This window comes from Rhizobium centroccidentale, from assembly GCF_030182565.1.
GTDB lineage: Bacteria > Pseudomonadota > Alphaproteobacteria > Rhizobiales > Rhizobiaceae > Rhizobium.
The window spans coordinates 72,062-92,229 of sequence record NZ_JAQJCG010000015.1 but is presented as its reverse complement, the minus strand read 5'-3'; the positions used below and the strand labels follow the sequence as shown (position 1 = coordinate 92,229).

The 20,168-nt window shown below is 59.5% G+C and carries 13 protein-coding genes; 6 read left to right on the top strand and 7 right to left on the bottom strand.

Going from position 1 to position 20,168, the window contains the following annotated elements:
* The first annotated feature begins 32 nt into the window (after positions 1-32).
* The 4 genes from PH562_RS19825 to PH562_RS19810 all read left to right on the top strand — a co-directional run bounded on the left by PH562_RS19825 (position 33) and on the right by PH562_RS19810 (position 5,390).
* On the top strand, positions 33-980 hold the full coding sequence (locus tag PH562_RS19825; protein WP_069615621.1) for a D-ribose ABC transporter substrate-binding protein: 948 nt from the start codon (positions 33-35) through the stop codon (positions 978-980).
* 182 nt (positions 981-1,162) lie between these two features.
* Positions 1,163-2,005: a DeoR/GlpR family DNA-binding transcription regulator gene (locus PH562_RS19820; RefSeq protein WP_285175067.1), complete on the top strand. Its 843-nt coding sequence runs from the start codon at positions 1,163-1,165 to the stop codon at positions 2,003-2,005.
* A gap of 53 nt (positions 2,006-2,058) precedes the next feature.
* Positions 2,059-3,588: an FGGY-family carbohydrate kinase gene (locus PH562_RS19815; protein ID WP_285175064.1), complete on the top strand. Its 1,530-nt coding sequence runs from the start codon at positions 2,059-2,061 to the stop codon at positions 3,586-3,588.
* A 59-nt stretch (positions 3,589-3,647) separates the two neighbouring features.
* On the top strand, positions 3,648-5,390 hold the full coding sequence (locus PH562_RS19810; protein WP_285175061.1) for a glycerol-3-phosphate dehydrogenase/oxidase: 1,743 nt from the start codon (positions 3,648-3,650) through the stop codon (positions 5,388-5,390).
* A 9-nt stretch (positions 5,391-5,399) separates the two neighbouring features.
* On the opposite strand, the gene fba is transcribed toward PH562_RS19810, so the two are convergent.
* The gene (fba, locus tag PH562_RS19805) at positions 5,400-6,464 is read right to left on the bottom strand and encodes a class II fructose-bisphosphate aldolase (protein ID WP_285175056.1); all 1,065 of its coding nucleotides are present in this window, start codon (positions 6,462-6,464) and stop codon (positions 5,400-5,402) included.
* Between the two features lie 469 nt (positions 6,465-6,933).
* Between fba and PH562_RS19800 the strand changes: the two genes are divergently transcribed.
* A complete protein-coding gene (locus PH562_RS19800; RefSeq protein ID WP_285175053.1) occupies positions 6,934-8,067 on the top strand; it encodes a mannitol dehydrogenase family protein in 1,134 nt (377 codons plus the stop codon).
* A gap of 135 nt (positions 8,068-8,202) precedes the next feature.
* Here the strand turns inward: PH562_RS19800 and PH562_RS19795 are convergent, their stop codons facing one another.
* The 6 genes from PH562_RS19795 to PH562_RS19770 form a co-directional block, all read right to left on the bottom strand.
* Positions 8,203-9,195: a lysophospholipid acyltransferase family protein gene (locus PH562_RS19795; RefSeq protein ID WP_285175051.1), complete on the bottom strand. Its 993-nt coding sequence runs from the start codon at positions 9,193-9,195 to the stop codon at positions 8,203-8,205.
* Positions 9,192-10,613 (bottom strand): cytochrome P450, encoded by a 1,422-nt coding sequence (locus tag PH562_RS19790; RefSeq protein ID WP_285175049.1) that lies wholly within the window; start codon positions 10,611-10,613, stop codon positions 9,192-9,194. The genes PH562_RS19795 and PH562_RS19790 overlap by 4 nt, the downstream gene beginning before the upstream one ends.
* A 155-nt stretch (positions 10,614-10,768) precedes the next feature.
* Positions 10,769-12,013, bottom strand: a complete 1,245-nt coding sequence (lysA, locus tag PH562_RS19785; protein ID WP_285175047.1) for a diaminopimelate decarboxylase — start codon at positions 12,011-12,013, stop codon at positions 10,769-10,771.
* 112 nt (positions 12,014-12,125) lie between these two features.
* Positions 12,126-13,307, bottom strand: a complete 1,182-nt coding sequence (locus PH562_RS19780; protein ID WP_285175044.1) for a PLP-dependent transferase — start codon at positions 13,305-13,307, stop codon at positions 12,126-12,128.
* A 15-nt stretch (positions 13,308-13,322) separates the two neighbouring features.
* Entirely contained in the window at positions 13,323-14,693 is a 1,371-nt protein-coding gene (locus tag PH562_RS19775) for an MATE family efflux transporter (protein WP_285175041.1), read from the bottom strand.
* Entirely contained in the window at positions 14,693-15,844 is a 1,152-nt protein-coding gene (locus tag PH562_RS19770) for a GNAT family N-acetyltransferase (protein WP_285175038.1), read from the bottom strand. Before PH562_RS19770 ends, PH562_RS19775 begins: the two co-directional genes overlap by 1 nt.
* Positions 15,845-16,169: 325 nt before the next feature.
* On the opposite strand from PH562_RS19770, the gene PH562_RS19765 reads away from it, so the two are divergent.
* Complete coding sequence (locus tag PH562_RS19765) at positions 16,170-20,147, top strand: amino acid adenylation domain-containing protein (protein ID WP_285175035.1); 3,978 nt, start codon at positions 16,170-16,172, stop codon at positions 20,145-20,147.
* Positions 20,148-20,168: the final 21 nt, after the last annotated feature.

Sequence of the window (20,168 nt, the reverse complement as noted above, 5' to 3'; positions counted from 1 at the left end):
TTACCAGAGCTCATCAAAAGGGAGAGAGACTAATGTTCAAAAAAGGCTTGCGCATCGTCATGGCAGCAGTTGCTGTGGCACCGCTTCTGACTGGGGCCGCATGGGCCGCCGGCCAGATCACCGTCATCGTCAACGATCCGTCCAACCCCTATTGGCTGACGGAAGGGAATATCGCCAAGGCAACCGCCGAGAAACTCGGCTATACAGCCACGGTCGGTGCGCATAAGGGCGATACCAACACCGAGAGCAATCTGATCGATACGGCGATCACCAACAAGTCAGTCGCCATCATCCTCGATCCGGCCAATGCTGATGGCTCGGTCGGTGCAGTCAAGAAGGCCGTTGCAGCCGGCATCCCGGTTTTCCTCGTCAACGCTGAAATCAACCAGGAAGGCCTTGCCAAGGCTCAGCTCGTTTCCAACAACGCCCAAGGTGCGGCGATCGGCGCTCAGCAGTGGGTCGAAGCCGTTGGCGACAAGGGCAATTATGCCGAACTCTTCGGCTCGCCTTCCGACAACAATGCCGCTACGCGCTCGAACGGCTACGAAACCGTTCTGACCCAGTATCCCGACCTGAAGAAGGTTGCGAAGGAAGTTGCCAACTGGGACCGCACCCAGGGCCACAACAAGATGCAGTCGATCCTGCAGGCGCACCCGGACATCACCGGCGTGATCTCCGGCAATGACGAAATGGCGCTTGGCGCGATCGCCGCTCTCAAGGAAGCCGGCAAGCTCGCCAACGTCAAGGTCGGCGGCTTCGACGGCTCGCCGGATGCTGTTGCCGCCATCAAAGCCGGTGAGCTTCAGTACACCGTCCTGCAGCCCGTTGCCGTCTTCTCCGAAGAAGCCGTCAAGCAAGCCGACAGCTTCATCAAGACCGGCAAGACCGGTGCCAAGAGCGAAAAGCAGCTTTTCGATTGCATCCTGATCACCAAGGATAATGTCGACAAGTACACGGCACCCTTCGTTCTGTCCGAGTAATGATATCGGGGGCGCCGCAAACCGGCGTCCCCATTTCTTGACCGCAGTGGGCGGCACCCTGGCTGCACATAAGGCAGAACTTGCAGAAATCCTGACAGCGAACTGTTCTTTATACTTTTTTCCATAGCGTGATGTTCGCTGCAGCAAGCTAATCTCCGCAAGGCTCAATGTCAGAGGCCAAAGTGACAGACAAGACAAGCCCCGTATCATTCCTGCAAGACGAGCTGCCGAGCGACAGCCGGCATTCGCGCCAGATCGCCAGGCGCCAGATGATCGCCGAAGCCGTCATGGCGGAAGGCTCGATGCGCATCGAGGATCTGACCGAACGCTTCGGCATCAGCCTGATGACGGCTCATCGCGATGTCGACGAACTGGTCAGCCGAGGCCTCTTCCGCAAGACGCGTGGCATCGTATCGGCCGCAGCCACCAGCCTGATCGAATCGAGCGACGTCTATCGCGCCAACCGGCAGGCAAGCGAAAAGAAGATGATCGCCGCCGCTGCCATGCAATTCATCGAGCCTGGCCAGGCGATCTTCCTCGACGATTCCACCACCGTTCTGCAGATGGCCGCGCAGCTGCCGGGCAAGGTTCCGCTGACGGCGATCACCAATTCGCTGACATTGATGAATGCGCTGAAGGATATGCACGACGTGACGCTTCTGGCGCTCGGCGGGCAATATTATAATTGGTGCAACGCCTTCATGGGGCGGATGACGATCAACGAAATCAATCGCTTGCGGGCGGATGTGACCTTCATCTCGATGTCGGCCATCATCGACGACGTGGTTTTCCATCAGTCGCCCGAGATCGTCGATATCAAGCGCGCGATGTTCGAAAGCGCCGCCAAGCGCATCTTGCTGATGGATCATACGAAATTCGAACGGCGGGCGCTGCATAGTTTTGCGCATCTGAGCGAATTCGATGTCGTCATCGTCGATGAGAAGACACCCGCAGCCCATCTGGAGCGTATGCGCAACAAAAATATCAACGTTTTCGTCGCCAAAGGCGACAAGGAGCGGTCCTGAGGCTGAAGCCGGCAACGGCCACCTCTTTTCGTTCATGATCAGGAGTCACGGGAATGCCGAGTCTGCTCGGAATTGACAGCGGTTTGACCGTCACCAAAGCCGTCATCTTCGACATTGACGGAACGCCGCTTGCCGTTGCGCGCCGTCGGGTGACCCAGTTCATGCCGAAGGCACGTCATGTCGAGCGGGACATGGACGAACTCTGGAACCAGACGGCCGACGCCATTGCCGAGGCAATCAAGCTCAGCAACCGCCCTGCAAGCGATATCCAGGCGATTGCCGCAACCGCTCATGGCGACGGCATCTATCTGCTCGACAAGGCAAAGAAGCCGCTCGGACGCGCCATTCTTTCGCTCGACAGCCGCGCCGGATCAATCGTCGAACAATGGCTGAAGAGCCATGTTGCCGAAGCATCTTTGAAGCTGACCGGCCAGTTGCCGCATGTCTCGGCCCCATCGGCGCTGCTTGCCTGGATCAAGGTCAATGAGCCCGAGCGCTTTGCTGAAATCGGTCACATTTTGAGCTGCAAGGACTGGCTGCGCTTCTGCCTGACTGGTGTTGCCGGTACCGACCGTACCGAAGCAAGCACCTCCTTCACCGATGTTTCGACGCAGGATTATTCCGCGGATGCCCTGGAGCTTTTCGGCATTGCCGAGGTGACGGGTGCCTTGCCGCCTGTCTCGCGATCCGACGAAATCGTAGGATACGTGACAGAAGCCGTCGCGAAGCGAACCGGCCTTGCCGAAGACACGCCCGTCGTTGCCGGTCTGCATGACGTGACCGCCTCAGCCCTTGGTGCCGGCGGCTATGCGTCCGGTGTCGTCGCCATCATCGCCGGCACCTATTCGATCAACGAGACGCTCTCGTCGGAACCGCGCGTCGACGGCCGCTGGTTCTGCCGCAATGCGATTACACCAGGCCAATGGAACAATATGTCGATCTCGCCTGCATCGTCGGCGAATTATGAATGGTTCCTCGACAAGCTCTGCGCGAGTGAAATTGCAAGCGCCGAAGCAGCGGACCAGTCGATCCATGCCGTGCTCGGTCCCGAGATCGAGGCAGCGTTCAATCGACCATCGAGCGCGCTGTTCCACCCCTATCTCTTCGGCTCGCCCTATGGCGCTAAGGCAAGCGCCAGTTTCTTCGGGCTTGGCGGCTGGCATGATCGCGGCGACATGCTGCGCGCGGTTCTGGAAGGCATCGCCTTCAACCACAAGATCCACGTCGATGCCCTAAGCGACGGTTTTTCCTTCGATCAGGCAAGGCTCGCAGGCGGCGTGTCGCGTAATCCGATCGTTGTGCAGATGTTTGCCGACGTGCTCGGCATGCCCGTTACCGTGACGGAAACCGACGAAGCCGCTGCCTGGGGGGCCGCACTTTGCGCCGGTGCCGGGATCGGCGTCTACGCCGGTCCGCAAAGCGATCCGCGCGATGTCGGCAAGATTGCCAGAACCTATTCTCCGGATCCCGCCCGCACCGCAGATTACCGCATCCGCTACGACCTCTTCCGCGACATCGCTGAAGCGATGACGCCGCTCTGGCCGCGGATCGGCAATCTCTCAACCCAGCACTCCCAAGGCTAGACCGCCACTTGCGTCGCGAAGCCACGGCTATCGCGGCAGTTCACCAGGACAATGACGTTATGACCGATATGGCCGCCGACCTGAAACAACGCTTCTCGCAACTTCAAGACGGAGACATCGATGTCGTCATCCTCGGCGCGGGCGTCAATGGCGCGGGGCTGTTTCGCGATCTGTCACTGCAAGGCGTCAACTGCCTGATCATCGATAAATCGGATTTCGGCTCCGGAACGAGTGCAGCGCCATCCAGGCTGATCCATGGTGGCCTCAAATATCTCGAAACCGGCGAATTCGGCCTGGTCGCACAGTCGGCACTTGAGCGAAACCTTCTGCTCAAGAACGCCCCGCATTATGTCGAAGCACTGCCGACCTTCGTCCCGATCTTCTCATGGACACGCGGCATCTGGGCGGCCCTTCGCACGCTGACGGGCTCGACTACCGCCCCGCGCAGCCGCGGCGCCCTGCTTATAAAGATCGGGCTCGCACTTTACGATTTCTTCGGTTCGCGCAACCGCGTCATGCCGCGCCACCGGTTCCTTTTGAAGCGCCGGGCGCTGAAAGAAATGCCGCATGTCACGCCTGAGATCGTCGCCGGCGGTATCTATTACGATGCCAAGATCAGCCGGCCGGAACGGCTGGTCTATGAACTGGTCAATGACGGACTGGAGGCGAACAAGGCTTCCTTGGCGGCAAATTCGACCCAGCTGGTCTCCGCTGCGGATGGCCTGCTGACCTTCCAGCGTGCGGATGGCTATGCCTTTTCGGTCAAGCCGAAGCTCGTGGTCAATGCTGCCGGCCCATGGATCGATCACGTCAACGCTGCCCTCGGTGCGCCGGCCCATCTGATCGGCGGCACCAAGGGATCGCATATCCTGCTCGATCATCCGGAACTGGTGCGCAGCCTGAACGGCCATATGATCTATTTCGAAGCTGATGATGGCCGCATCTGTCTGGTCTATGGCTATCTCGGCCAGGTGCTTGTGGGATCGACCGATATTCCTTGCGACGATCCAGACAATGTTCGCTGCGAAGAGCCGGAGATCGACTATTTCATCGACAGCGTCAGGTCACTTCTGCCGAGCCTGCGCTTCGACCGCGATCAGGTAACCTACAGCTATAGCGGCATCCGCCCCCTGCCCGCCTCGGACGCCTCGTCGCCGGGCCTGATCAGCCGCGATCACTCCGCACCCGTCTTCGAGCCGCAGCCAGGCCGCCCCTTCCCGATCATCTCGCTGGTTGGCGGCAAATGGACCACATTCCGCGGCTTTGCCGAAGAGGTTTCCGATACCGTGCTGGCTCGCCTTCAAATCCGCCGCAAGACGTCCACGGAGCGGCTTGCGATCGGCGGCGGCCGAGATTTCCCGGTAGACGCCAACGAGCGTGCGAGGTGGATCAAGTCCGTCGCGGCAAAGGCTGGCGTCGAGGCCAGCAGAGCGGATGAGCTGCTCGGCCGATACGGTACGACGGCAGCGGCAATCCTCGCCTATCCTTCAACCTATAGCGACAGCCAGCGCATCAGTGGCGCGCAGCGTTATAGCGCGCTTGAGATCGATTGGATCGCGCGGCAGGAGATGGTCGTGCATCTCTCTGACATCGTCTTCCGGCGTACGACCATGGCGATCGAGGGCCTGCTGACGATCCAGGGCTTGCGCGAAATCGGCGCCATCGCCGCAACAGCCCTGCAGTGGGACGCACAGCGACTGGCCAAGGAGATCGACGATGTCGTTGCATCGCTATCGAAATTCCACGGTCAAACCCTGAGCGAAGAAAGCGTGCGCCGTGCAGCAAGCCCGGCAGCGCGCTGATCATCTAATTCAGGAGAAAATCGGGTCAAGCGAACCGGACTTGTAACGTTTGGCCATTTCGGCAACGGAGAGCGGCTGGATGCGCAAAGCGTGACCGGCCGTGCCAAACTGTTCGAAGCGCTCCTTGCAGAGCTTGGTGAGCGCCGCCATGGCGGGCTTCATATATTTACGGGGATCGAACTCGCTCGGATCTTCCTGCAGCACGCGGCGGATCTGACCCGTCATCGCCATGCGGCCATCGGTATCGATGTTGATCTTGCGCACGCCATTCTTGATGCCGCGCTGGATCTCTTCGATCGGCACGCCCCAGGTCGGCTTCATCTGGCCGCCATATGTGTTGATGATCTCCTGCAATTCCTCAGGCACCGAGGAGGAGCCATGCATGACAAGGTGGGTGTTGGGCAGCTTGCGATGGATCTCTTCGATCACATTCATCGCCAACACAGAACCATCCGGTTTGCGCGTGAATTTATAGGCACCATGCGAGGTGCCCATGGCAATCGCCAGTGCATCGACCTTGGTCTCGCGCACGAATTTCACCGCCTCGTCGGGATTGGTGAGCAACTGATCATGGGAGAGCTTGCCTTCGGCGCCATGACCATCCTCAGCCTCGCCCATGCCGGTTTCCAGCGACCCGAGCACGCCAAGCTCGCCTTCGACGGAAATACCGCCGAGATGCGCCATATCGGTCACCGTCTTGGTCACGCCGACATTGTAGTTCCAATCGGCCGGCGTCTTGGCATCCGCCTTCAGCGAACCATCCATCATGACCGAGGTGAAGCCGGCCTGGATTGCCGTCATGCAGCTCGAGGGATCATTGCCGTGGTCCAAATGCACGCAGACGGGGATATGCGGATAGATTTCCACGACTGCGTCCATCATATGTTTCAGCATGATATCGTTGGCATAGGCTCTCGCGCCTCTCGACGCCTGCATGATTACGGGCGCGTTGACCGCATCGGCCGCTTCCATGATGGCAAGCGCCTGCTCCATATTGTTGATATTGAAAGCCGGAACGCCGTAGCCGTTTTCAGCGGCGTGATCGAGTAACTGCCTTAAGGTGATACGTGCCATTCAACTCTTCCCTGGGTCATGATGGGCGGCTAAGATCGCGTGGATGATGCCATCTGCAGCAAGGCATCCCCACGCGTATATATAACAGCAGAATATGACAAAATCACAGTTTTTATGAGATTTTCTTAGTTTTACAAAAGGAACTCAGTTGAGAACGTGGGGGCAGAGATTACTGTATCTGCGGGACAGATCCGCCGGCGCCGCGGCTCCTAACATATCGTCAACTTGACGCCGACAGCGAGGCATGACTACTCCTTGATAAGCAATCGAAGAATACACGATCAAGTCCGTGTTCCTCGAACTAGTGCTGCATCCCGACCTGCAATTCACTTCCATAAAAACATTGACTGCTCAAGGCTTCGCTGTTTTCTATAGATAAAAAACAGAAACTGGACGGATGTATGAAGGCTGCATGTTGCCTCAGCCAGACGATCCTATTCATCAACATCGAGTATGGGAGGAAAGTGGCGTGAGCTCGCGGATCATCCAGTTTGGCACCAGCCGGTTCTTGCAGGCGCATGCGGCATTCTTCGTGCACGAGGCACGACAATCCGGCCAGGATGCCGGCCCCATTGCCGTCGTTCAGGTCTCAGACGCCAGCAGCCGCAGCGGGCGCGTTGCTGCCTTCGGCAATCCAGAGGGCTATCCCGTCATCATCCGCGGCATGTCGGACGGGCATGCCGTCGATCGCATCGTGCAGGTCACCAGCGTCGATCGCGGTCTCTCCGCAGTCGAACATTGGGAGGAGCTGTCAAGGCTCTTTGCGGAGGATGCCGAATTCGTCATCTCCAACACCGGCGAAACCGGTTACAAGACATGGCCGGAGGAAGACCGCTTCGGCACAAACGGCCAGGTTCCGCGATCTTTCCCCGCCAAGCTTGCCGCGCTCCTCGTCAGACGCTGGCAGGCCTCCGGGCGCCCCATGGTCATCCTTCCTTGCGAACTGATGACGGGCAACGGCCGCGTTCTGAAACAGGCGGTCATCGATTGCGCCCGGCTCAACGATGTGCCGGCTGAATTTTATACGTGGCTCGACGGCCACATCGCCTTCGCCGAGACCCTGGTCGATCGCATCGTTTCCGAGCCGATCGAGCCGATCGGCGCCGTCGCGGAACCTTATGCGCTGTGGGCGATCAAGCGCGCGCCGGGTGTTCGCGCACCATGCCACCACGCAAGCATCGTGCTGACCGACGATCTTGCTCCTTATGAGCGCCTGAAACTGCATATCCTCAATCTCGGCCACACCTTCCTTGCCGAAATCTGGCAGCGCGAAAATCGGCCGGCGGATGAAACCGTGCGCGCCATACTGGCCGACAAAGACATAAGGGCCAGGCTCGATACTCTCTATGAAAGCGAAGTGCTGCCCGGCTTTGCCGCAAACGGCATGGGCGATGAGGCGAAGGCCTATGTCGCAACGACACTCGACCGCTTCCTCAATCCCTTTCTAGACCATCGCATCGCCGACATCAGCCAGCACCACCCCGAAAAGATCGCCCGCCGCATCCACGCTTTTCTGGATTGGGCAGATAAGGCAGGCAACGCGTCAGGCATGGCCACGCTGCGGCAGATAGCGAAGCGCTATCCTTTGGCTGGGGCTACATGACGACGTCCGTTGAGGCAAAGCATCCCAATTAATCTGGACAACAAATTGCCCGTCCACGCAGACGCGCCATCTTACTTGAGAGACCGTTCGACGGGTAATCGACTCAGTGGGTCGATTGCTCTCCGTCAGTGACATTCATTGCAATCGGTTGTCTACAAAGTACCACTGCTCCGGATATTTGCGCACAATCGGTTCGATCATCTGGTTCAAACGGTTTACATCCTCGATGAGCTGACCCTGCGTTTCCGCTGCTTCGAGCCATACGAACGGCTCCATTACTCGGAGCGTGAAATCCGCTCCCTTCTCACGAACGATGTAGAGTGGACATATCAAGGCCTTCGTCCTCCGCGCCATGCGGGCGACGAGCGCATAATTCCCTGCGAGATGGGCTGGCCGGTCGAAAAAAGGCGCCCGGATGTACCCGTTGAAACCCTCGTCACAGAACATCAGCAGGTTGCCGCCATTTTCCAAAATTCTGAGAGCCGGGCGCACGAAGCTGCGGCCGGGTTTCAGAATGCCGAGGCCAGCGCCTTTCCGTAGCCGGTTGACGATATAGTGGCGTGAGCGGCGTTTGGGCGGGTCGTAATTCATGGTGACGTCAAGCCCTATGTCGAGAAGACAATGCCAGAGCACCTCCCAGTTACTGATATGGGGCGCGATGAAGATCACCGGCCCTTTGCTGCAACACTCGACCAGTCCTTCGGTGCCAATCATGCGGACGTGCCGCCGTGCCAGTCTCGGCACGACTGAATATTCCGCCATCTGCCGCCCTTGAGAATCGGCATAAGCCCTGAGAAGCTTCTCGATCTCTGCATCGCCAAGCTCGGGCCTTATCATCTTGAGATTGGCTGCAGCGCGCGCGTAAGCACCCTTGTGGAAGCGGGGTGCCAGCATGCGTCCGAGCCAACCGCCAAGGTCGGAGCAGAGGCTCGCCGGCAATAGCATGAAGGCAAAATAGAGGAAGAGATCTATGGCGTTGTGGACATTCTCGTAAAGCCAATAGCGCAGAAATGCCTTGCGCCGGTCCCGGCCAGCGGCGAAATCGGCAAGGGGCGGAGCTTTCGGAGGCTCATAGGTCCACGCCTTGCGCTTGCCGGCGACGACTTTTTTATCGGTCTCGGTCGTCATCCCCGGCGCCTATGCAATGTCACGGGCATGCCGTCACGGGGACGAAGCGTCAGACGGCATTGTGGCTGGACCTTATGCCCATCCCTGATCCGAACGCGAAAACGCTGAGCCAGGATCGCCAGGCAGAGGATCGCCTCGGTGAGGCCGAATTGCAGACCGGGGCATACGCGTGGGCCGGCGGCGAAGGGAATATAGCTGTAGGGCGCCGGCCGTGCCTCGCCGAGGAAACGCTCTGGATAAAAGCGGTGCGGCTCGGGGAAGAGCGAATCCGTACGATGCAGGATCCATGGCACGATCAGAACTAGCGCCGCCTTGCGGACCCTCACGTCGCCGATCTGGTCCGGCTCGGCCGCCTGGCGTGCCAGGATCGGTACCGGGGGATAGAGGCGCAACGTCTCTTCGATGACCGCGCGGCACCAGTCGAGCTTTGCAACATCATCGATCGAGGGGACCAGATCGCCACAGACAGCCTCGATTTCCGCATGAACCGCCTCCTCTACCCAGGGCGCACCTGCAAGCAGATACCAGGCCCAGGTCAGGGTCGCCGCCGTGGTTTCGTGGCCCGCCATAAAGATGGTGGCAGCCTCGTTGCGAAGCGCCACCACATCGAGTTTCAGCTCGGGATTGCGTTGCTGACGACGGATCAACAGTTCGACCATGGAACTGTTGTCACCCTTGCCGGCCACATGATCTTCGATCACCTGATCGATGATCCGATGAATGCGTTTCACCGATCGGCTCAAGCTCGGCGTCCTGATGATCGGCAAACCCTCATCGAATCCTAGAAAATAGCCGAAATTGACCGAATCGACCAGCGACTGGTAGCTTGCAAAGCCTTCGGTGACCGCATTGGCGCTCTCCTCGCCAAGATCATTGCCGAAGACGCTACGAGAGATGATCTCCGCCGTCAGTCCCGCCATCTCGAACAGGGCGTTGACTTCAGCGCCTTCACCCAGGCTCTGCCATCTATCGGCAAGCTCGCTTGCTGTGCTCTGCATGATCGCGCCAAAGGCCGGCACGCGGTTTTTATGCACGATATCGGAGACCAGCGGCCGACGTTGTTTCCAGGTTTCCTTGTCGGAAATGAACAAGCCGTCGCCCAAAAGATATTCCAGCGCGCGGCGCATCTGCGGCGTCTTACGCTCGAAATTCTCATGGCGTTTGGCCACGACATAACGGATGGCTTCAGGCGAATTGACGATGATGAGCTGGCGGCCCAGAAGCTTGAACTCCGCCACATGCTCGCGATAATCGGCGCGGCGCCAGATCGACAGGAAGTCGCTGCGCGCCTGCAGCATCAGCTTCAACGGCTGGCCGGGTTTCCCGTTATAATAAGCTGCGTGAGCCGGCTCGAAATATCGCGAGGATTGAACGGCGTGTTCGACGATTTCGGTTTTCTGATCAAGCCAGGCCAGCATAGCGGTGCAGAACTTTCGCGCCTTGCGGCCAGAGATGATAAGAGAGCAGTCGGACACGACACATGAACGTGGCCACTATATTCATTTCGCAATCGCGGAAAAGCCCCTGCTTGGCCGAAGTGGAGTCTCTTCCTTCGCGTTGAAATCGGCTGCGCCTAGATTGCTTCCAGCACGAACAGCTCATCCAATGTCTGGCGCCTGCGGATCAATCGATGCGTCTCGCCGTCGATCAGCACTTCTGGCGCATAGAGACGGCTATTGTAGTTCGATGACATGGTTGCGCCGTAAGCACCGGCGCCATGAAACACGAGATAGTCGCCGACATGGGTTTCGGGCAGATCGCGCGTTTCTACCGTGCCATTGTCCGTCTGCGTGAAAACATCTCCCGATTCACAAAGCGGGCCTGCGACGACGGTTGGGAAGAGTGTTCCGGCAGCATCGCGAGGCGTCTTGCCAGGAATGACGGAGATGTGATGGTAGCTACCATACATGGCCGGTCTGGCGAGATCGCTGAAACCCGCATCGACAAGGACGAAGCGGTTGCGGCCCATCATCTTGACGGCCCTGACTTCAGCAAGCAATAGGCCGGAATCGGCGGTCAGGAAGCGGCCCGGCTCGATCTCCAGTCGGATCGGATGGCCGAAATGAGTCTCGATCTCGCGCCGGGCCTTGTCCCAGAGCGAAAAGTAATGAGCAGGGTCGATCTCTTCCTCACCTTCCCTGTACGGCACAGACAGACCGCCGCCGGCGGAGATGGCCTCGATATCGACATCCAGCGCTCGGCAGAAGCCGATCATCGCACCGCAGACACGCTGTAGGTGCCCATAATCGACGCCGGAACCGATATGCATGTGCAACCCGACGAGCGTCAGCGAATATTGCCGCGTCAACGCTACGGCCTCCTGCAATTGCTCGAACCAGATTCCGTGCTTGCTGGTTTCGCCGCCGGTGTTGGTCTTTTTGCTGTGGCCATGCCCGAAACCGGGATTGATGCGCAGCCACACACGATGCCCCGGCGAACGCTCACCCAGTTGATGCAGCATATCGATGGAACCGATATTCACCTCGACCTTGTCGGCAATGACGCGTTCCAACGTCGGTCGGTCGAAGACGTCGGCGGTGAAGACGATCTCCGCATCTCCCGACGCATTGCCGGCAGAAAAACCCGCCCGCATCGCCCGCTCGATCTCGCCAAGCGAAACAGCATCGACACGCACGCCCGCTTTGCGCATCTCTTTCAGGATATGAATGTTCGAACAGGCCTTCTGCGCATAGCGAATGACGTCAAAGGCGGAGAGTTGCGCGATGCGGCGGCGGATCGCGACGGCATCATAGCTCCAGAGCGGCGTTCCATATTCGGCGGCAAGCGCGCTCAGCGTTTCATTGGAAGGGATGGTCATCTTGTCTCGATCGGGTCAGGGCGGGGCGGGAATGGATCAACAATGAATAATAGTATGGGCGGAGCGACCGTGTCACTCCACCCTTTTCTGAATACAAGAGTGCTGCAGCTGGCTAGCGCCCCGCGGTGGCAAGGGCCTTCTCGAGATCGGCAATGATCTCCTTGGCTGAGTGCAGTCCGACGTTCAGGCGGATCGTTCGGTCGCCGACGCCGAAGCGCGCGAAGACGTTGGTCTCCGGCGAGATGCTGAGTGCTGCCTTTGCCGGCACCACGAGGCTTTCCGGTCCGCCCCAGCTGACACCGATGCGAATGAGGCGCAAGGCGTCGACGAAATCGGCCACATCGATGCGGTCCGAAACCTCGAAGGAAAACAGCCCGCCAAAGCCACTGAAGGTGCGCTTTCCGGGATGATCGCCGAGTGCCGGATGCATGACGTTGGTCACATCCGCATGGGCATCTAGCCAGGACGCCACTTCGAGCCCGGCTTCATGATGATGGCGCATGCGGAATGGCAGTATCTCTAAATTACGCAGGACGAGCCATGCCTCGAACGGCGCGAGCTTCGCACCCGTATAGGGGTAGATTTCGCTGTTGATCCGGTCGATATGCGCCTTCGAACCAGTGACCAGACCTGCAACCGTGTCGCTCTGGCCGCCGAGATATTTCGAGGCGGCGTGGATGACGATATCGATACCGACGGAGAGAGGCTTTTGAAAGAGCGGTGTTGCCCAGGAATTGTCGACCATCGTTACGACGCCATGGCGGCGAGCGGCCTCGGCGATCGCAGTCAGATCCTGCAACTCGAAGACCATCGAGGTCGGGTTTTCGAGATAGGCGAGCTTGGCGCCGGGAAGTGCGGCAAGCATAGCCCCCGTATCTGTGCCGTCGATATAGTCGATGACAACGCCGAAGCGCTTCAGGACTTTTTCGAAGAAGCGGAAAGCATCGCTATAGACGTGCCGGACGGTCACAATACGATCGCCGGGTCCGACGAAGGCGAGAACTGCAGCAGCAATTGCACCCATGCCGCTCGAAAAGGCACGCGCCTCTTCCGCGCCTTCCATCTCGGCGATCTTGCGCTCCAGAAGCCGCACGGTCGGATTGTCGCCGCGCGAATAGATCGGCTTCTTCGAACGGCCGGCGAAGACGTCCTCCAGCTCCTTGTAGCTATCGAACAGGAAGAGGGATGTCTGGTAGATCGGCGGCACGGCGGCATCGAAGGGATCATCGCGCGGCGGTATCAGCGTATCGGGAATGGCGTGGCGGTAGGCATCGAATCTCGGCGTCTCGTTCATAGCGTTCCTCTTGGGTCAGGATTGAAGTGTCGATTGGCTAGCAAGGCGGCCGGTTGCATCGGCCGGCAGAATGGCGAGCCATTCCCGCCAGCAGACAAAACCGCCGAGGATGGCAGCAAGGATGGCAGCGGTAGCCACGGCGGCTGAAACGCCGGCAAAGCCCATCCAAAGCGGCAGCAGGAGCAGAAGCGGGATCAGCAGATAGCCCTGCGGCGCAAGCCCCACGAGCGCGGACAGACCCGCCCTGCCCCGCGATTGCAGCATGACGAGCAGGACGGATTGAAAGGCCGCAAGCGGAAAGATCGGAAAGAGGGACCGCAGCCAGGCTGTTGCCTCATCCACGACGTCCTGGCTATCCGTAAACAGGCGCGAGATCGGCTCGGCAGCCAGGAACAGCAGAATAGAATAGAGCAATGCGACCGGTATCGTCACAGCAAGCATGAACCGGATCACGGCTTTCAGGCGCTCGGCATCGCCAGCGCCAAAGGCATGGCTGACGACGCTCTGGGCGCCGAGGCAGAAGCCGAACAACGGAAGCTGTCCCAAAGTCATAAGCCGGATGGCAATCGCCGTTGCGGCGACACCGGTATCGCCACCATGGACAGCGGCCTCCCGCATCAGGACTAGAAAGCCGAGACCTGTGACAATGCTCGTTGCGGCAGCGGGAAGACCGATGCGCGCGATCGGCCAAAGCAGTTGCCAGCATATCGCTCCGCCGGTCACGCTCACCGTTCCCCATCGGCGCAGGAAGTAGACGGCATAGCATGCAAGGGCTGCAAGGGACGACACAATGGTCGCCAGTGCCGCGCCGGACGCGCCGAGCTTGCAGAGGAAGATGAAGACCGGATCGAGAACCGCATTCAAGGCGAAGCTCGCGATCAGCACGATCATCGAGAAGCGTGAATTGCCCTCGGCAATCGCGATGAAATCGCAGATAGCCTGCAAAAGCCCGAGCGTCAGACCGAAAGCAAGCAGCCGCCCATAATCGAGCCCAGGGGCGAGGAGATTGTCGCTGGCGCCAAGTGCGCCGACAAAATCCGGCAGGCCGAGATAGATCAGGATCGACAAGAGGATACCGAGCGGGATCGTCGCCGCGAGCGCTGTCGTTGCGACCGATGCCGCGGCTTTGACATCCCCTTCGCCGAGGTAGCGAGCAAGCAGCGTCGCAAGCCCGATACCGAGCCCCTGACCGGCAGCCGAGACAAGCAGAAACAGCGGCATGACCAGACTGATGCCTGCCAGCACGTCCGGGCCGAGCGTTCCCAGGAAGATCGCGTTGATCGCATGATGGCCGGCACTGGCGGCAAGTCCAGCCACGGCCGGAAGCGCGACCGCCAGAACGAGACGCTTGACGCGCGGATCGTTCATATCGACGGCTGTTTTCATCAGGCGCCTCGCGCCAGCGAGCCAAGGACAGGCTGCCCATCCTCAGTGGACAAGCCGGTGAGATCCGGCAGCAGGAGCCGATCCATGAAGAAGCGCTCGCGCAGGAGCATGACCAGCAGCGCCTTTTTGTGCGGGAACTGAATATGCTTGACCTTGGCGAAGCCGGAACGGTCGAGATTGCGGATCTGCTGGGCGTGATGATGGATCGGCTCGCCGACGATACGGCGGGTGCGCGGATCAGCCAGGAACATGTAGTGCATCAGCGATGGCAGCCAGGCGCTGACGAAGGCCTTTCCGCGGAAATCATCCTCACCAATCGCCACATGCCAGCCGCGGTCGTAGCCGTCGGCGTCATAGTGCGGTCCGATCCTGTCTTCCTTCGCCCAATAGAGTTCGAAGTAACCGAAGGGCACGCCGCCAAAGGTCCCGATCAGCGGCAGAGTGCGGGGATCGGCAAGACGGCCGGCGATGAAATCGCGATGATAGGAAAGATCGCCGCTGTCTTCCCATATGGCGGCGACCCTCGGATCATTCATCCAGCGATGGAAATGCGGAAGATCAGCCTCTATATCGGCGACATGGAAGCCAAGCTGGGTATTCAGCCAGGGAATGAAGCGGCTGTAGACACGGTCGGCGGGCTTCGGCGGCCGCTGCGGATGAAGGGCACCATTCGTCAGGATCGGAAATTCCGGATAGGCCTTGGGCGCACGTCCGAGCCAGGATCTTGCCTGCTGGAAAAAGGATTCCGGCCGCACGATGAGGCGCTCGCCGCTACGTTCGATCGCACCGGTTTCCAGCAGTCGCCTTGCAAGATCATCATCCGCAAGCGCGATCTCGAAGCAAATCAGATGCGGATTGCATGCCAAAATGGCTTCCGACACGGCGTTGACGACATCCTCATCAGAAAGCGGCGGGACCGCCGTCGAGATTGTATCGAAGACCAGGAGATTGGCGGCCGGCCCCGATAGATGGCCTGAGGCCACCTTCACGCCGTGATGCTCGACGCGGAAACTCCCCGGTGCATGCCCTGCCGATATGATGAGCGGCTGGCCGCAGGCAAGCGCGCTGCTCTCAAAGCCCGAGGCCGGCAGCCGCAGATCAAAGGATCTCTCCGCCGCTCTCTCGCTCCTGATCGCCAGGGAAGCATCCATCTTTCATCTCCATATCTTCAGAACCACGCCGGCTGAGATCTGCAGGCCAGACACAGCGTTAATTCTGCGGTGACGAACGACGTCAGCAAAAATTCAAAATATTTTCCAAAAATATTTTTCGAAAATCATCTGAATTTTCCAAAACCCCATTCGTTATGCAGCTACGTCGACGTAATTTTCGGAACATCCGAGTTTATCGACGCCATAAGACATGGATATCGTTCGATTGAACTCAATATTTCTCATAGATATTGAGATGTATACATTATTGTATTTCGATCGATTGGATATGTATTTCACTACATTCAAGGAAAGCGGCGAAGAAATGACTGTCCACGATCGCAACGCCAAGGCAGCAAACGATACGGATTTTCTCGCCAAATGCTCGCTATCGCCGACACAGTCACGTATCTGGCTCTTGTCCGAGACTGGTAACGAAGTCGTCTACGGGCGACAAATACTCGCCATCGCGTTTCCTCCCGTCCCTCTTGCTGTCGCGCATCAGGGGCTGTCAAAGCTATCACGGCAACATCCCCTCATTACCTCGGAATTCGAGGTGAGGGCAGGCGGCGCCGTCCAGCAGATCCTGAGGAACGACCGGTTTGTTGAGATCATCGAGACGAAGTTGACTGCAGGCGAAAACCTGGACGAGGCGCTGACCGCGGCTGCCACGGCAGAACAGGCCCGCCAGATCGACCTTACCGATGGCAATCCGGCCCGCTTCATCCTCCTGACGCAAGAAGGGCGGGCGGCGGGTGCCCTATTCTCTCTCCACGCCATCCTTGCCGACGCTGCTACGCTCGACCTGCTTGCGACGGATTTCCTTCACAACATCGACGGTCATGACCCGGCGGATATCGCAGAGACCGTACTGCCTGACGCCGCTTCCTGGATGATTGCCAATGGCGCACCGCGCCTTGCGGCACCGGAACTGGTCGACTTCTGGTTCCAGCGGCTGACGGCTCAGGAGAACATTGCGTCACTCCCGCCGCAAACATCCGCGGGAAAGAACGCGGTCGACGAGGCCTGGTTCGAGCATATGCTTGAAGTGCCGGTACAATCGTCCGCTGACGCCTCCGGCGACATGCTTGCCGCCCTCGGGATCGCCCTGCGACGCCATACCGGATACGGCGCTCAAAGGATCGGCCTGGTCAAACGTCCGGAAAGGCAGAAAGTTGCCGCCCGCTGCGAGGACGTGTTGATCCTGACGCCGGAACTCGACGGCACCATGACGCTCAAGGACGTTCTAGATACATTCGTCAAGGAAATCGAGACCGTAACTCGGCAATTCCTGCCCTTCGAGGCTCTTGCCGATGCGTTGATAAGACGGGACGAATCCTTCGACACCACCGGCCTCGTCAAGACGCTCCTCGATGTGCGTCCGCCCCTACGTCTCCTGCAAGCAACCTCGAACGAAGTCACGCTGCGCAGCCCCATCGAATCGCCGGCGCGCCGCGATGCCGATCTGGTCGTTACCGTTTCCCCGGCGCCCTTTGGCAAGCTTCGCATCAGCATCGGCTTCGACCCGCAAAAGCATGATCGAAAGCAAATCAAACGCTTCGCCGACGATCTTGCCGTGGCACTTGTACAGCTGCAGGCCGATCCGGGCCTTCAGATCAAACACATCCCCTTCGTGTCGCCGGAGGAATTGGACAGGCTTTCCGCACCCTACCCCGACGCACCCGAAGCGGACGACGGCACGCCGATCCACGAGGTCATCTCCGCGCAGGCGAAAAGGCGGCCGAACGCCTTTGCCGTCGCACAGGGCGAGAAATCCGTGACACATGGGGAACTCGAAGCTGCCGCCAACCGGCTGGCTCATCGGCTGATCGCGATGGGGATCGGCCCGGAAAAGCGCGTGGCTATCGCCCTTGAAAAATCGATCGACGCGATCATCGCCATTCTTGCCGTGCTGAAGGCCGGCGGCGCATTCACGCCGGTCGAGCCGGATCATCCTGAAGCGCGCAATCGTCACATCCTAACGGCCCCGGGCCTCTCGCTCGTCATTTCCCGCGCAAAGCATATCGCCAACCTGCCGAGCGATATCGCGACACCCTATCTCAATCTCGATGTCATCGACCTGTCCACGGAGAGCGCCGACGCGCCGGCAACGATCATTGCCCCACAACAGCTTGCCTATGTGATCTACACGTCGGGCTCGACGGGCGTGCCGAAGGGAGTGGCGGTCGAGCACGGTCCGCTTGCGCATCATTGCAAGGCGACTCTGCGCATTTATGAAATGAGCGAGGAGTCCTGCGAATATCCCGTGCTTCCCTTCACCTCGGACGGCGGCCATGAGCGCTGGATGGTGCCGCTGATGGCAGGCGGCGGTATGGTGCTGACGCAGGACAAGCTTGCCACGCCCGAAGATGCCTTTGCGGCCATGAAGCGGCACGGCGTCAACAATGCCAGCCTTCCGACGAGCTATGTCCGCGGCCTTGCGGAATATGCCGGCGAGAACACCGAAATCCCGCGGCTACGGCTCTATTCCTTCGGCGGCGAGGCGCTGTCGCAGGCGGTGTTCGATATGATCACCGAGAACTTAAAGGCGCAGCTGTTGATCAACGGCTACGGCCCGACCGAAACGATCATGACGCCGATGATCTGGAAGATTCCGGCTGGCACCCGCTTCGAGGGAACGGTCGCGCCGATCGGGCGCGGCGTGGGCGATCGGCGCATCTATGTGCTCGATGCCGACCTCGCGCCCGTTCCGGTCGGCGTGATCGGCGAAATCTATATCGGCGGCAGCGGCCTGGCACGCGGCTATCTCGGCCAACCGGAGCTGACGACGGATCGCTTCATTCCCGATCCCTTCTCGCAAGGCGGCAGGCTCTACAAGTCAGGCGATCTCGGTCGCTGGCGCGAGGACGGCATCGTCGAATTCGCCGGCCGCGTCGATCACCAAATCAAATTGCGCGGCTTCCGCATCGAGCCTGGTGAAATCGAAGCCGTGCTGCGCTCCGATCAGCGTGTCGCCGAAGCGGTTATTCTCCTGCACAATGACGGCGGACGCAGCTCGCTCGTCGCCTATGTGGTGCCGCGCGAAGGCGAGAGCTTGAGCGTGACTGAACTGCGCCGCACCGCCATGACCGCACTGCCCGACTACATGGTGCCGCAGACCATCATGCTGATCGACAGGCTGCCGATGGGGCCGAACAGCAAGCTCGATCGTGCCGCCCTGCCCGCACCGCGCATCGAACGCGAAATGGCGCTACCGGCTAATGACAAGGAAAAAGCAATCCTGGAGGTCTGGAAAGACATCCTCGACATTGGCGATATCGGCGTTACGGAGAATTTCTTCGATATTGGCGGGCAATCGCTGATGGCCGTGCGCATCGTCTCGCGCCTGAAGATGCGCCATCCCGAATGGCCGCTGTCGATCGCCGATATGTTCAACCATCCAACGGTGCGCGATCTGGCACTCGCAATTGACGGCAGCCGCGACGAGACCGGTGTTGACGTCGTCTATCTTCGCCGCAACGGCGACCGGCCGGTGCTCTATTGCTTCCCGGGCCTTCTCGTCAGCACACGCGAATATATGCGGCTTGTCGACTATCTCGGCCCGGAACAGCCGGCGACCGGCTTCATCTGCTATTCGCTGACAGAAACCAAGACGCTGAGTACCCGCGTCGAAGATATCACGGCGCGCTACGCCGAAGCGGTACGCAAAAAGGCCAACGGCCGGCCTTGCGCCTTCCTCGGCTGGTCGTGGGGCGGGCTGCTCGCCTATGAGGCCGCCCGACAGCTCGGCAACGATATCGATCTGCGCATGATCGGCATGGTCGATGTCTGCGACATGGACGAGGAATTTACCGTCGGCATCATGCCGCGCTTCGAGGAAGGCATCCGCGATCGCACTCATGCCGCCGTGCAGAGCTGGCTTGCCACTACGCCGATGCGCGAGGACTGGAAGAGGCTATTTGCCGCCATGAACGAGGAGGTTTACGAACAGTTCCTCCACCATGTCGTCAAGCATAACGTCAAACTGCCGACGGATGGTCCCGATATCGGCTCGGAAGAGCATACGTTTTGGATTCTCATCGACAATGCGATGATCTTCCGAAACTACCGCCTGGAGCAATCCGATTTCCGCATCCATGCCTTTGCGGCCGAGGATTCTCTCACGCGCGCCCTCAACGTCATCGACTGGCGACGCTATTCACCGAATGCCACGGCATCCGAGATCGTCACCGGCACCAACCATTTGACGATCATCGGCAAGACGCCCTTCCACCAGCGTTTCGCCCGGCGGCTCGATCATGCCTTTGCGCCGGCGCCGCTGTCCAAAGACACCGTCAAGTAACCCCCTCTTCGACATCATTCT

Excerpts from the sequence above, each read along its gene's own strand:
- PH562_RS19825 (WP_069615621.1), top strand. The coding sequence starts at position 33 with ATGTTCAAAAAAGGCTTGCGCATCGTCATGGCAGCAGTTGCTGTGGCA.
- PH562_RS19815 (WP_285175064.1), top strand. The coding sequence starts at position 2,059 with ATGCCGAGTCTGCTCGGAATTGACAGCGGTTTGACCGTCACCAAAGCC.
- PH562_RS19810 (WP_285175061.1), top strand. The coding sequence starts at position 3,648 with ATGACCGATATGGCCGCCGACCTGAAACAACGCTTCTCGCAACTTCAA.
- fba (WP_285175056.1), bottom strand. The coding sequence starts at position 6,464 with ATGGCACGTATCACCTTAAGGCAGTTACTCGATCACGCCGCTGAAAAC.
- PH562_RS19795 (WP_285175051.1), bottom strand. The coding sequence starts at position 9,195 with ATGACGACCGAGACCGATAAAAAAGTCGTCGCCGGCAAGCGCAAGGCG.
- PH562_RS19790 (WP_285175049.1), bottom strand. The coding sequence starts at position 10,613 with ATGCTGGCCTGGCTTGATCAGAAAACCGAAATCGTCGAACACGCCGTT.
- lysA (WP_285175047.1), bottom strand. The coding sequence starts at position 12,013 with ATGACCATCCCTTCCAATGAAACGCTGAGCGCGCTTGCCGCCGAATAT.
- PH562_RS19780 (WP_285175044.1), bottom strand. The coding sequence starts at position 13,307 with ATGAACGAGACGCCGAGATTCGATGCCTACCGCCACGCCATTCCCGAT.
- PH562_RS19775 (WP_285175041.1), bottom strand. The coding sequence starts at position 14,693 with ATGAAAACAGCCGTCGATATGAACGATCCGCGCGTCAAGCGTCTCGTT.
- PH562_RS19770 (WP_285175038.1), bottom strand. The coding sequence starts at position 15,844 with ATGGATGCTTCCCTGGCGATCAGGAGCGAGAGAGCGGCGGAGAGATCC.
- PH562_RS19765 (WP_285175035.1), top strand. The coding sequence starts at position 16,170 with ATGACTGTCCACGATCGCAACGCCAAGGCAGCAAACGATACGGATTTT.